Raw genomic sequence first — 12,475 nt, 5'->3', positions numbered from 1 at the left:
ACGAGTTGGCCACTTTCGCCCCGAGGTTTCTGCAACCCTCCGCCGCCGGGGCCGTTCGGCTTACGATGGAAGGACAGTTACTGAGGGTCTGCGCCTGCAGCCCCCGGGGACAAAGGGGGAAATGATGATCGAATGGCTGCCCGCAAACTGGTGGGCCCTCTGGCTCACGGCGTTCCTGGTGTTTGCCGTGGTGGAGATGATTACCCTCGACCTGTTCTTCATCATGCTCGGCGGCGGGGCCCTGGCCGGACTCGTCGCATCGATGGCCGGCGCTGACCTTGGCCTGCAGATCATCGCCTTCTGCGTGGTCTCCCTCCTGATGATCGGCTTCGTCCGGCCCGTCGCGCTGAAACACCTCCACAAAGGACCGGCCGACCGCCGCACCAATGTTGAGCGGCTCATCGGCGAATCCGCCCTGGTCATGGAGCCCGTCAGCGCCAGCGGCGGCCTGGTCAAGATCGGCGGCGACGTCTGGAGCGCCCGCTCTGAGACCGGGGTCCTGGTGCCCGGCCAGCACGCCGTGGTCAGCGCGATCGACGGCGCCACCGCGGTCGTCGCCCCGCAGCCGGAGACCGCCACCCAATAGCACGCACAAGAATTCCGGCGGCCGGCACCGGCACCGGGCATGCGGCGGGACACCGCCGCAGACCATGGCAAGACCAATCTGGGGAATAGGTGATGTATGGATATCGCAGTCGCAATCGTGCTGCTGGTGCTCGTTGCGTTCGTCATAATCGTGTTGGTCCGGGCGGTGCGGATCGTCCCGCAGGCCCGGGCCGGCGTCGTCGAACGGCTGGGTAAGTACCAGCGGACGCTGAACCCCGGCCTCACGATCCTGATCCCGTTCGTGGACCGGCTGCTGCCGCTGCTCGATCTGCGTGAACAGGTGGTCTCCTTCCCGCCGCAGCCTGTCATCACCGAGGACAACCTGGTGGTCTCGATCGACACGGTGGTCTACTTCCAGGTCACCGACGCCCGCGCGGCCACCTACGAGATCGCCAACTACATCCAGGCGGTGGAGCAGCTGACCACCACCACGCTCCGCAACGTTGTTGGCGGACTCAACCTCGAAGAGGCCCTGACCTCCCGCGACCAGATCAACGGCCAGCTCCGCGGCGTGCTCGACGAGGCCACCGGCCGCTGGGGCATCCGGGTCTCCCGGGTGGAGCTCAAGGCCATCGATCCGCCCCACTCCATCCAGGACTCCATGGAGAAGCAGATGCGCGCCGAGCGTGACCGCCGCGCCGCCATCCTGACGGCGGAGGGCACCAAGCAGTCCGCCATCCTCACCGCCGAGGGCCAGCGGCAGTCCTCGATCCTGAAGGCCGAGGGCGACGCGAAGGCGGCCATCCTGCGCGCCGACGGCGAGGCCCAGGCCATCCAGAAGGTGTTCGACGCCATCCACAAGGGAAACCCGGACCAGAAGCTCCTGGCCTACCAGTACCTGCAGACGCTGCCGAAGCTCGCTGAGGGGTCGGCGAACAAGCTGTGGATCATTCCGAGCGAAGTCGGCGAAGCCCTCAAGGGCATCGGCAGCGCCCTCGGCGGTGCCAAGGAGGGCCAGGCCGCGGACGGGCTGTTCGGCCCGGATTCCAACGGCAAAACGGCGCCTTCCGAGGCCCGCGCGGCCGCACCCGCCAGTGCCCAGGCGCCTGCGGCTGCTGCGGATTCCGCACCCGGTGCGGGGAGCGTCCCGGCCACACCGGAAGGCTAGGCAGCCGGACTACACGGGGAGGCATCCGCGCGACGGGTGCCTCCCCTTCTGCTGCCCGTCCCGGCCCGCCGCCGCCGGCGCGGCCCGGCGGCTTTACCGGGAGTAGCGGCAGCCGGTATAATTGTGTATTTGTCCGGCTGGTTCAGTCCGGTGGAACAATTCAGCTTCGCTAAACGTTGAATCCTGTGACGACTTTTCGAGTAAGCATCCAGTTTCGAATAAGCAACCAGACGCAACGAACAGCACACCACGAGTCCGGCGAGGCCTTACGGCCCCGGCCACCGCAGGGCATGGCCCTGCGAACCGAATAGAGGGAGAAAAGATGAGCGATCGCAGCCTGCGGGGTATGCGCCTCGGCGCACAGAGCATGGAGACCGAATCCGGTGTTGAACCGGCTCCGCGCCAGCGGGTCGAGTACCGCTGCGAGGACGGCGAGCAGGTGTTCGTGACCTTCTCCTCCGAAGCGGAGATCCCCCCGGTCTGGGTATCGAAGACAGGCAAGGAAGCCTTGCTGGTCGACGGCGAACGCCCCGTGAACCTCAACGAGAAGGCAGTCCGCACCCACTGGGACATGCTCCTGGAGCGCCGCTCGCTTCCTGAGCTGGAGCAGATCCTCGAGGACCGCCTCACCATCCTGCGTGAACGCCGCGGCGAACGGCGCTCCGCCTAGGCCGTTCCAGCCATCCACGGCATTACGTAAAAGGGCCGGTCACGTCGTCAACGACGACGTGACCGGCCCTTTGTCTATGCCTGTTTACTACGCCTGCGGCGCTCAGGCCTTCTTGCCGGGGAGCTTTCCGGCAAGGGTGTTCCAGCGCGCGGCCAGACCCCACTTGGTGACGTTGACCATGGCTTCGACCACGATGTTTCCGCTCATCTTCGAGGCGCCCAATTCCCGCTCCACGAAGGTGATGGGCCGCTCGACGATGGTCAGTCCCAGCTTGGCGACGCGCCACGCCAGGTCCACCTGGAAGCCGTAGCCCACCGAATCGACGGTGTTCAGGTCCAGCTTCTCCAGCGTGCCGCGCCGGAACGCCCGGAAGCCGCCGGTGACGTCCTTGATCTTCACGCCCAGCATGATCCGGGCGTACGTGCTGCCCACCCGGGAGATCGCCTGGCGGTACAGCGGCCAGTTGACGACGCTGCCGCCCGGCACCCAGCGGGACCCCATGGCAAGGTCGGCGCCCTGCTCTACGGCCTCGATCAGCTGCGGCAGTTGCTCGGGCTGGTGCGAGCCGTCGGCGTCCATCTCCACCAGGATGTCGTAGCCGGCGTCGAGGCCCCACTTGAAGCCCGCAATGTAGGCGGCACCCAGGCCCGCCTTGCCCGCACGGTGCAGGACATGGACCTGGCTGTCCTCAGCGGCCATGCGGTCTGCCAGCTCTCCGGTCCCGTCGGGGCTGTTGTCGTCGACGACCAGGACGTCGGAGGCCGGCACGGCAGTGCGGAGGCGCCCCAGCGTCTTGGGCAACGATTCCAGCTCGTTGTAGGTCGGGATAATGGTGAGGACGCGCACAGCGGGCCTTTCCTTGGAGGGAGCGGTCAAGCGCCGGACGGACCGCTGGCAGCGGAGAGCAGGCGCAACTGTCCATTATAGGCAGTCGCGGGGCCCGGCTTCGGCCGGCGCCGGTCCCCGGGGCAGGTCCACCCGCTTCGGGCCAGTTCCGGCGGGGCGTGCAAATACGCCGCCGGAACCGTTTTCTGCTGCGGAGTGGACCCGCCCCCTGGGAGTACCCATGGCCACAACCAGGGAAGCTGCCGTGAATGCGGCAACCTGGCACCGACCGGGGGACGTCCGGAGGCTGCGGTTTCCGCGACCCTCCGTGACCCTCAATGCTACGGGCGCCCCCTGATCTGTCAACTGGTCCGTGACCTGCCGTTTCGTCCATCGCCGCAGGTCAGGGGCCCCTTGATGCCGCTCAAGTTTCGGCGGCGGGCCGCTGGCCGCACGCGCCCGCCGCAGTGTTCTTCAGTCCGTGAGGGCGCCGCTGGAGAAGAGTTCCCGGCCGTCCCTGACGGTCTGCAGGCAGACGGGCTCGGCACCGGTGTCCAGGGCGGGCAGCAACGGCGTCCGGGCGCGGGGGTCGGTGCTCCAGGACTGGACCCGTCCGTCCGCCACCTGGACCATAAGCTCCTCGACCTCCCAGACGGCGAAGCTCGCAGGAGCGCCGGGCACCAGCTGGCCCGCCATCGGGTTACGGTACCTTGCGGCCCGCCAGCCTGCCCGCGTGTGGCCGAGGAACGCTGCGCGGGCGGAGATCTGTTCCGCCGGGCTGTTGTGCTGCAGGCAGGCACGGACGCTGGCCCAGGGACGCAGCGGCGTCACGGGGCTGTCACTGCCGAAGCACACCGGGACGCCGGCGGCGTAGAAGGATGCAAAGGGGTTCATGCCCCGCGCCCGGTCGCCCAGGCGCTGGCGGTAGAGTCCGTCGTCCCCGCCCCAGGCGGAGTCGAAGCCGGGCTGCACGCTGACCGTCACGGAGTACTTGGCCAGCCTGCTGATGGCGCCGGCATCGGCGAGCTCAACGTGTTCCAGCCGGTGGCCCGCGGCGCGGATTTTCTGTTCGCCCACCTCCGCTGCCGCCAGGTCCAGCGCTTCCAGCGCGGCGTCAAGGCCGGCGTCGCCAATGACGTGGAAGCCCGCCTGCACGCCCAGCAGGGAGCACGCCACCAGATGGGCCGCGGCTTCCGCGGGCGAAAGGTAGAGGCTGCCGCGCTCCCCCGCCGCGTCGCTGTAGTCCGCCCGCAGTGCGGCGGTCCGGGACCCGATGGACCCGTCCATGTTCAGGTCGCCCGCCAGGCCGAGCACGGGCACGCCCAGCCCGTCGAGGATGGAGCGGGCGTGGTCCTCTGACGCGGCCAGTTCGCCCCAGTAGGGCAGGATCTCCGGCACGGCGTCCGGACCCGCATTCCAGGCCGCGGCAAGCCGGAGGTCCTCGACGCCGCCGATGTGCGGCGCCGCCATTTCCGCCAGGGCGACATAGCCGTTGGCGGCCGCCTCGGCGAGGGCCCGCTGCTGGTAACCGCGGACCGCGGCGGCGGGGATCCGGCGTGCCGCCAGCCGGGCGGCCGTGTGCGCGGCGCGCTTGACCTGGCCCCCCGCTCCGGAGCCGTCCATCCCCTCGAGGCCCGCAGCCGCCGCCAGCGACGAGGAAACAAGCGCCGAATGCACATCAACGCGGGAGAGATACACCGGGCGGCCGCCGGAGGCGCGTTCCAGCTCCTCGCGTGAGGGCAATGCGGATTCGTCCCACTGGGTCTCGTCCCAGCCATGCCCCATCAGGGTGCCGGAACCGCTGGAGGCCGCGACGGCGTCCAGCAGTTCCCGCGCTGAGCGGACCCCGCCGAGCTGCAGGCCGTCCAGGGCAATGCCCGTCTCCGTCAGGTGGACGTGGGAGTCGACGAAGCCGGGCGCCAGGAGGGCGCCGTGCAGGTCGATGATGTCCATGGAGGAATCTGCGATCGACGTGGCAGCCTGTTCGGAACCGACCCAGGCGACCGTGTCGCCGTCGACCAGCATCGCCGTCGCGAAGGGGTCGGCGGCAGTGTAGACGGAACCGTTCCGGTACAGCGTGACTTTGCGCTGCGCAGTGGTGGCCGGGAAATCGGTCATGGGCAGGGAACTCCTTGGTTGCAGGCAGCCGGCACGGGCCGGCCGGGTTCGACGGCGGTGGATAGGCTCGGCGGTACGGCCGGCCGGGGCGCTCAGGCCACGGAAGAATAGGCGACGACGCCGCGCTTGATGAGTTTGATCGCGTCGCCGCACAGGCGCGCGAGCCGCGGGTCCAGGGACGGGATCTTTGCCAGCTGGTCCAGCAGGTCGATGACCTGCTTCACCCAGCGGACAAAGTCGCCCGCGGCCAGGTCCGTGCCGCTGAGGACGTCCTGCAGGTGCCGGCCCTTGGCCCACTTGAAGATCGGCCAGACCAGGCCCAGCTCCGGTTCACCGGTCAGCGGAAGCTTGTTGGCTTCCTCGATGTCCTCCAGCGCGGACCATTCCTGCACCACGATGTCGACCGCGGATTCGAGGGAGACGCTCGGCATTTTGGGCCGGAGACCGCGGTCCTCGCGTTTGGCCTGGTAGACCAGGACGCTGGCCAGGGCTGCGACCTCCGCGGCGTCGAGGTCGCTGAAGGCGCCCAGCCGCAGGGACTGGGAAATCAGCAGGTCCTTTTCGCCATAGATCCGGCGCAACCGCTGCCCGTCCGGGCTAATGGCGGGCACTCCGGCGTCGGAGGTTTCCAGGTAGCCGTAACTGGACAGGACACCGCACACCCGGTCGAAGGTCTTGGCGATGGTGTTGGTGCGGCCCTGGATCTGGCGGACCAGCCCGTCCGTCTCCTGGCGGAGCTTCCAGTAGCGCTCCGACCAGCGGGCGTGATCCTCCCGTTCGCTGCAGCCGTGGCACGGGTGTGCGCGGAGTTCGCGGCGCAGCTCGGCGATCTTCTTCTCCTGGTCCGGCAGCGCTGCGGCCCTCCCGAAGTCATCATTCCGGCTCGGCGGGGCCGGCGGCCGGTTTTCCCGGAGGGCGTTGCGGACCGAGGACGCGAGGTCGCGCCGCGACTTGGGCACCTTGGCGTTGAAGGATTTCGGGATCCGGACCCGGGTGATGGGGGCCAGCGGTCCTTCCACGTCCTGGGTGCCGATCCGGCGCAGCTGGTTGTCCAGCGTCATCACGGCGGGCCGCGGTTCGCGGGAGTGGTGGTCGGAGCTGAGCACCACGGCCAGGCCGGGCGCCTTGCCGGAGGGGACGTCCACGACGTCGCCGGGCTGCAGCCGGCTCAGGGAATCCTCGGTGACGGTCTTCCGGGCCCGGGAACTGGTTCTGGAGGCGTTCTTTTCCGTGTCGGTGAGCGCCCGCCGGATTCGGGAGTACTCGGTGAAGTCCCCCAGGTGGCAGCTCATCGCCTTGCTGAAGCCTGCCAGGGACTCCTCGCGGCTGCGCACCTGCTTGGCCAGCCCCACCACGGAGCGGTCGGCCTGGAACTGGGCAAAGGAGGATTCGAGGATCTCGCGTGCCCGGGCGCGGCCGAACTGTGCCACCAGGTTGATGGACATGTTGTAGGTGGGCCGGAAGCTGGAGTTCAGCGGGTAGGTGCGCCGCGACGCCAGGCCGGCCACCGAGGCCGGGTCCGTGCCGGGCTGCCAAAGGACCACGGCGTGGCCTTCGACGTCGATCCCCCGCCGGCCGGCGCGGCCGGTGAGCTGGGTGTATTCCCCGGCGGTGATGTTGACGTGCGCTTCACCGTTGAATTTATCGAGCTTCTCCAGCACCACGGAACGGGCCGGCATGTTGACGCCCAGCGCCAGGGTCTCAGTGGCGAACACCGCCTTCACCAGCCCGTCGACGAAGAGCTTCTCCACGACTTCCTTGAAGGTGGGCAGCATTCCGGCGTGGTGGGCGGCCAGCCCGCGCAGCAGCCCGTCCCGCCAGCTCCAGAACCCCAGGACGTCCAGGTCGTCCGGGGGGATGTCCTGGGCGGCCTCATCAACACGCCGGGCGATGATGAGCTGCTCCTGTTCGGTGGTGAGCCACAGGCCCGCGGCCACACACTGGGCGACGGCGGCGTCGCAGCCGGCCCGGGAAAAGATGAAGGTAATGGCCGGGAGCAGGTCCTGCCGGTCCAGGCTTGCGATCACCTGCGGGCGGCTTGCCTTCCGGACGGGGCTCCGTTGACCGGACTGCTGTGCGTCGTCCCGCTGGCTGTGCTGGTGGCGTTGCCGGCGCTGGTTGCGGCCGCCGTGGCCAAACCGGCCGCGGAAGTTCATCTGGCTCTCGGCACGCGCCATCGACAGCAGTTCGGGGTTGACCTCGAAGCCGGGCCGGCTGCCGGTGTCCGCCGTCGCCACGGTTGCGGAGGCGACGGTTGCCGCCGCCTGGGCGCTCCCGGCCGCCGGGGCGATCTCGTCAAAGGTGGTGTCCCCGGCGAAGAGGTCCACGATTTTCCGGCCCACCATGACGTGCTGCCAGAGCGGCACCGGGCGGTGCTCGGAGACAATCACGTCGGTCTGCCCGCGGACCGTATCCAGCCAGGCACCGAATTCTTCCGCATTGGAAACGGTTGCGCTCAGCGAAGCGACCTGGACTTCGCTGGGCAGGTGGATGATGACTTCCTCCCACACGGCACCGCGAAAACGGTCGGCCAGGTAGTGGACCTCATCCATGACCACAAAACCAAGGTCCGCCAGGGTGCTGGAGTCGGCGTAGAGCATGTTGCGGAGCACCTCGGTGGTCATCACCACCACCGGGGCGTCGCCGTTGATGCTGGTGTCGCCGGTCAGGAGGCCCACCCGGTCCGCTCCGTACTTGTCCGCCAGCTCGGAGTACTTCTGGTTGCTGAGGGCCTTGATCGGGGTGGTGTAAAACGCTTTGAGACCGCGCTGGAGCGCAAGGTAGATAGCGAATTCGCCCACAATCGTCTTGCCGGCGCCGGTGGGGGCAGCCACCAGGACTCCGCGTCCGGCCTGCAGGGAAAGGCACGCCTCGCGCTGGAAGTCGTCGAGTTCAAACGCAAGCGAGCGGAGGAATCCGCCCAGATAAGTTTTGGCTTCGGCGGCCCGCTCGGCACTTGCGCGGTAGCGTTCAGACGGCGATGCCGGCCCGGGTAGTGAAGACATGCTTCCAGCCTAGTGCGCGTTGGGCTAGAGATTCTCCAGTTCGGAGCTGGGAGTGGCATGGTCCGCGGTGGCTTCCGTCTCGGCGGCGCGTTTGACGGCGCGGCGTTCCCGACGGCGGTCGTTGAGCAGGCACAGCCCGATGGCGGCGAAGAAGAGGAGCAGCATCGGCCCGGCAAGGTAGAACATGCTCATGGCGTCTGCTCCCGGCGCGGCCATGGCGGCGAAGAGGCAGACCAGGAAAACAGTGATGCGCCAGCTCTTGACCAGCTGCTTGCCCTTGACGATTCCGGCCAGGTTCAGTCCCACGAGAATCACCGGCAGGAGGAAGGCGATACCGAAGGCCAGCAGGAGCCGGAGCACGAAGGACAGGTACACCTGGGCGCTGATGAAGTTGGAGCCGCCGGACGGCGTGAAATCGGTGAGCACCCGGACGGCGTTCGGCAGCACGAGCCACGCCAGCAGCACCCCGCCCACGAACAGGGGCACGGCGGCGGCCACAAAGGACAGAGCCAGCCGGCGTTCCTTCTTGTGCAGGCCGGGGACAATAAAGGCCCACAGCTGGTAGAGCCACACCGGGCTGGCGAGGATCAGGCCCAGGAACACGGAGACCTGGATCATCAGGTCGAAGGAGCTCGCGACGCCGTCGAAGTTCAGCGTCGCCTGCCGGCCCTCGTTCCGGTTCAGGTCGCTGATGGGCTTGATCAGCGCCTCGAGCATGGGCTGGTAGACGAGGAATCCGACGACGGTGGCCAGAACGACGGCGATCGCGGACTTGAAGAGCCTGTTCCGCAGTTCTTTCAGGTGGTCGAGGAGCGCCATCCTCCCCTCGGGGTTCGACCGGCGGCCCATGGTTACTGCCACGTGGTACTAGGCGCGGTTCGGCGGCGGAACGTCGGTTCCGTCACCGGTGCGGGTTTCCGTGCCGGCGGACTTCGGGTGATTGACGACGCGGCCTTCGACCGGCTCGGAGCCGTCAGCGGCCTCCGGGGTGCCATCCTTCTTCATCTCCCGGACCTCGGACTTGAAGATGCGCATCGACTGGCCAAGGCTCCGGGCCATGCCGGGCAGCTTCGGTGCAGCAAAAAGCACCAATGCCAGAACGATGATGATGATGAGATGCCAGCCTTCAAGCCTCATGGGGGGAGGTCCTTTCGTTGAAATACATCCTACGTCGATGTCTATCTGAATTCGATGTCGCGCAGCCGCTGGGGCTGCCCGCGTTCCGTCCTGCGCTGGATGCGCCGCTGGCGGCGGGCTTCCTGACGGGCAAACTTGGATGCGCGGTAATCATGTCGCATCTGCGCGGGTGACGCAAAAATTGCGGATCCGGGTTCCGGCAGCGGTCCGGACCGCTCCTCTGCGTCATCGCCGTCCGAACCTACGCGGCCAACATGAACACCGGATAAACCGATGGTGCCCGGGGCGGACGGCAGCGTGGAGAACCGTTCTGCCGCCTCCCCGAGGTCCTTGAGCGTCGCCATGAACTGCCGGTACAGCCGGGCTCCGAGCACAACGAAAAACAACAGGGACACTGCGACGAGCGCTATCCAGATTACGATCCAGGACCACCAAGGCATGCTGAGTAGTCTATCCGCCGCGCCCGCTAGTGCTCGTATTGGGCCCGTGCGGCGGAAAGCCACTGGCGGGAGGCCTCCGCCACCCCGGCCGGTTCCAGGACCCGGGCCGTCCCGCCGTGCTGGGCCACGAACATCGGCAGCCAGTCGGTGCTGCCGAACCGGATTTCAGCCAGCAGCCCGCCGTCGGGCAGTTCCGCGGTGCGCTCGGCGTAGTACTCGTCGGCGAGTCCGGCGCCGCGGCGGGTGAGCTCAAGCACCACCACTGCGTCGTCGTCGTTGGGAGTGAAGAGCTTCACCGGGACACTGCCGCCGGGTTCCGCCGATTCCGCCGCGGGACGGCCCGTGGGTTCCAGGGCCTCGATCCGGTCCAACCGGAAGTTCCGCAGGCCCTGCGCGGAGTGGCAGTAGGCCTCCAGGTACCAGGTGTTGTCCAGGGAATACAGCCGCAGCGGGTCGATGTCCCGTTCCGAGACGGTGTCCCGCAGCGGGGAAAAATACCGCAGCCGCAGCTGCGCGCCGCTCCGGATGGCTTCCCGTGCCGTTTCCAGGGCGGCCAGGTTGGCGGGGCCCACCTCGGGGGCGGACAGGGCCGCAGCCTTCAGTCCCTCCTCCCCCGCCGCCGCCATGAGCTTGAGCGTGACGGATTCCAGCGCGCCGCCCTCGGCCAGTTCCGGCAGGCCGTTGAGCGTTTCCAGCCCGGTCAGCAGGGCGCAGGCCTCCTCGACGGTGAAGCGGACGGGACGCTTCAGGTCGAGGTCCTGGCTGATGGTGACATGGTCGTCGTCCCACTGGATGTCCAGCAGGTCGTCCGGGTAGCCCTCGGGAAGGCCGGAGCAGATCAGGATGCGGAGGTCAGCTTCAAGCTCCTCGCGGGTGATGCCGAAGTTCGCGGCCACTTCGCTGATGTGGAGGCCCTGGTTGTGCACCAGGAACGGCACCAGCTGCAGCATCCGGGCGAGCTGGTCCTCGGAGGTGCGTTTGCGGGGGTGCCGGTGCGCGGCCCCTGAAAGGGAGGATACCCGCGCCGGGAAAGCGATGGCCGGGACGGGGGCCGAGGCAAACGCCGCTGCGGCTGCGAGGCGGCGCCGCACGGACGTCACCAGTTCAGGGGGCGAGACTGCGCGGACCCGGGGCCCGTAGGAGGCAAGCTCCTCCGCCAGGGTCTCTACGTCCCGGTACGGCACGCTGAGGCGGTCGCGGCCGGCCTGGGGCGGCGTGCCCGCCGTATCCGGCGCGGCACCTGTGTCTTTTGCGGCAGCGCGGGTGCGGAGCCCGTGCACCGCGCCTGCCGCGACGTCCACGACGGCGGTCTGGACCGGCAGTTCGGGGAGGGAGGCGAGTTCGTCGCGCACGTTGAAGTCCGACGGCGCGGTGAAGCGTTCCTTCGACAGGACGGTCACCGCCGAGGTGAAGCGGGAGAGCCGGAAGAAGCGTTTGTCCCCGCGCGCCCGGTCATGGCCGACGAGGTACCACTGGCCGAAGCGGCTGCCCAGGCCCCAAGGCTCCACCAGCCGCTCCTCTTCCTTGCCGGTGCTTACGGCGAGGTAGCGGAAACTGACCGGGTGCTGGGCGTGCATGGCAGCGACCAGGTCTTCGAAGGCCTGGCCGGCGGGACGGATCCTCGGCTGCACCCCGGGAGGGAGTTCGGCGTCGGCCAGGCCCCCGGAGGCCTGCAGCTTGCGGACGGCGTTGACCGCCGCGGAGCCAAGGGCGGCGTGTTCCCACAGCTGGGCCGCGAGGATGAGGACGGTGCACTCCGCCGGAGTGAGGCTCACGTCCGGAAGCCGGTTGGATTCCTTGCCGATCCGGTAACGGGTGGTGGCCGGATCGTCCGAGCCCCACCCCTTGTCCGTGACGGTCTCGACGTCGAAGCCGAAGTGCCGCAGCTCGTTCTTGTCCCGCTCGAACATCCGGCCGAATGCGACGTCGGTGCTGGTGGTGTCGTGGTAGACCTTGTCCCTCAGCTCGCTGCGGCGCAGGCCGTAGGTGGTGTTGAGGAGGGCGATGAGCAGGTTCAGGAGGCGTTCTGTACGTGAGGCTGACACCCCGCAAGGGTACTAAAGTCGCTGCCCGAAACAGACAAAAGCGCGGCAACAGCCGGAAGAAACTTTCCGATTGTTACCGCGCTTTTGGGTGGGCCCCTAGCGGACGGCCACGAGGTCCACGACGAAGATCAGCGCCTCGTTGGGGCCGATTGCTCCGCCGGCGCCGCGCGGGCCGTAGGCCAGCTCGGAGGGGATTTCCAGCCGGCGGCGGCCGCCGACCTTCATGCCCAGCAGGCCCTGGTCCCAGCCCTGGATGACCTGGCCGACGCCGACGCGGAAGTCCAGCGGTGCGCCGCGGCCCCAGGAGGCGTCAAACTCTTCGCCGGTGGACCAGGCCACGCCGACGTAGTGGGTGGAGACGGTGTCGCCGGGCTTGGCTTCGGCGCCGTCGCCCTCGATCAGGTCGGTGATGACCAGTTCGGTGGGGACGTCGCCTTCGGGGAAGTCGATTTCCGGCTTCTGGCGGTCGATGTTGCGCTGTCCAAATGACATGGTGGCTCCTTCTGGCGTGGCTTTGGGTA

At 68.3% G+C, this 12,475-nt stretch carries 11 protein-coding genes; 3 read left to right on the top strand and 8 right to left on the bottom strand.

Translation table 11 applies throughout. From position 1 onward, the window contains the following. Positions 1–124: 124 nt before the first annotated feature. From ACTWQD_RS07900 to ACTWQD_RS07890, 3 genes are all read left to right on the top strand, one after another. Positions 125–586, top strand: a complete 462-nt coding sequence (locus ACTWQD_RS07900; RefSeq protein ID WP_443195875.1) for an NfeD family protein — start codon at positions 125–127, stop codon at positions 584–586. 96 nt (positions 587–682) lie between these two features. Beyond that, positions 683–1,714 carry an SPFH domain-containing protein gene (locus tag ACTWQD_RS07895; RefSeq protein ID WP_443195606.1) on the top strand — a complete coding sequence of 344 codons (1,032 nt, stop codon included), beginning with the start codon at positions 683–685 and terminating at the stop codon, positions 1,712–1,714. A gap of 322 nt (positions 1,715–2,036) precedes the next feature. Then, positions 2,037–2,384: an RNA polymerase-binding protein RbpA gene (locus ACTWQD_RS07890; protein ID WP_056429445.1), complete on the top strand. Its 348-nt coding sequence runs from the start codon at positions 2,037–2,039 to the stop codon at positions 2,382–2,384. A 102-nt stretch (positions 2,385–2,486) separates the two neighbouring features. Here ACTWQD_RS07890 and ACTWQD_RS07885 read toward each other — a convergent pair whose 3' ends face one another. From ACTWQD_RS07885 to ACTWQD_RS07850, 8 genes are all read right to left on the bottom strand, one after another. Further along, positions 2,487–3,230: a polyprenol monophosphomannose synthase gene (locus ACTWQD_RS07885; RefSeq protein WP_443195605.1), complete on the bottom strand. Its 744-nt coding sequence runs from the start codon at positions 3,228–3,230 to the stop codon at positions 2,487–2,489. A gap of 453 nt (positions 3,231–3,683) precedes the next feature. Beyond that, positions 3,684–5,327, bottom strand: coding sequence for an amidohydrolase (locus tag ACTWQD_RS07880; protein ID WP_443195604.1), 1,644 nt, complete (start codon positions 5,325–5,327; stop codon positions 3,684–3,686). Positions 5,328–5,419: 92 nt separating this feature from the next. Further along, positions 5,420–8,332 carry a DEAD/DEAH box helicase gene (locus tag ACTWQD_RS07875; protein ID WP_443195603.1) on the bottom strand — a complete coding sequence of 971 codons (2,913 nt, stop codon included), beginning with the start codon at positions 8,330–8,332 and terminating at the stop codon, positions 5,420–5,422. A 24-nt stretch (positions 8,333–8,356) separates the two neighbouring features. Next, entirely contained in the window at positions 8,357–9,193 is an 837-nt protein-coding gene (gene tatC, locus ACTWQD_RS07870) for a twin-arginine translocase subunit TatC (protein WP_443195602.1), read from the bottom strand. Between the two features lie 6 nt (positions 9,194–9,199). Then, positions 9,200–9,469: a Sec-independent protein translocase subunit TatA gene (gene tatA, locus ACTWQD_RS07865; protein WP_443195601.1), complete on the bottom strand. Its 270-nt coding sequence runs from the start codon at positions 9,467–9,469 to the stop codon at positions 9,200–9,202. 41 nt (positions 9,470–9,510) lie between these two features. Continuing rightward, on the bottom strand, positions 9,511–9,909 hold the full coding sequence (locus ACTWQD_RS07860; RefSeq protein ID WP_443195600.1) for a hypothetical protein: 399 nt from the start codon (positions 9,907–9,909) through the stop codon (positions 9,511–9,513). Positions 9,910–9,935: 26 nt separating this feature from the next. Further along, entirely contained in the window at positions 9,936–11,954 is a 2,019-nt protein-coding gene (locus tag ACTWQD_RS07855; RefSeq protein ID WP_443195599.1) for a helix-turn-helix transcriptional regulator, read from the bottom strand. Positions 11,955–12,050: 96 nt separating this feature from the next. After that, positions 12,051–12,446 carry an FKBP-type peptidyl-prolyl cis-trans isomerase gene (locus tag ACTWQD_RS07850; protein ID WP_443195598.1) on the bottom strand — a complete coding sequence of 132 codons (396 nt, stop codon included), beginning with the start codon at positions 12,444–12,446 and terminating at the stop codon, positions 12,051–12,053. Positions 12,447–12,475 lie beyond the last annotated feature (29 nt).

The sequence above is a fragment of the Pseudarthrobacter sp. 1C304 genome, assembly GCF_052245515.1.
In the GTDB taxonomy this organism is placed as follows: domain Bacteria; phylum Actinomycetota; class Actinomycetes; order Actinomycetales; family Micrococcaceae; genus Arthrobacter.
Note: the sequence above shows the minus strand (reverse complement) of the source record. Positions and strands in the feature narration are given on the sequence as shown.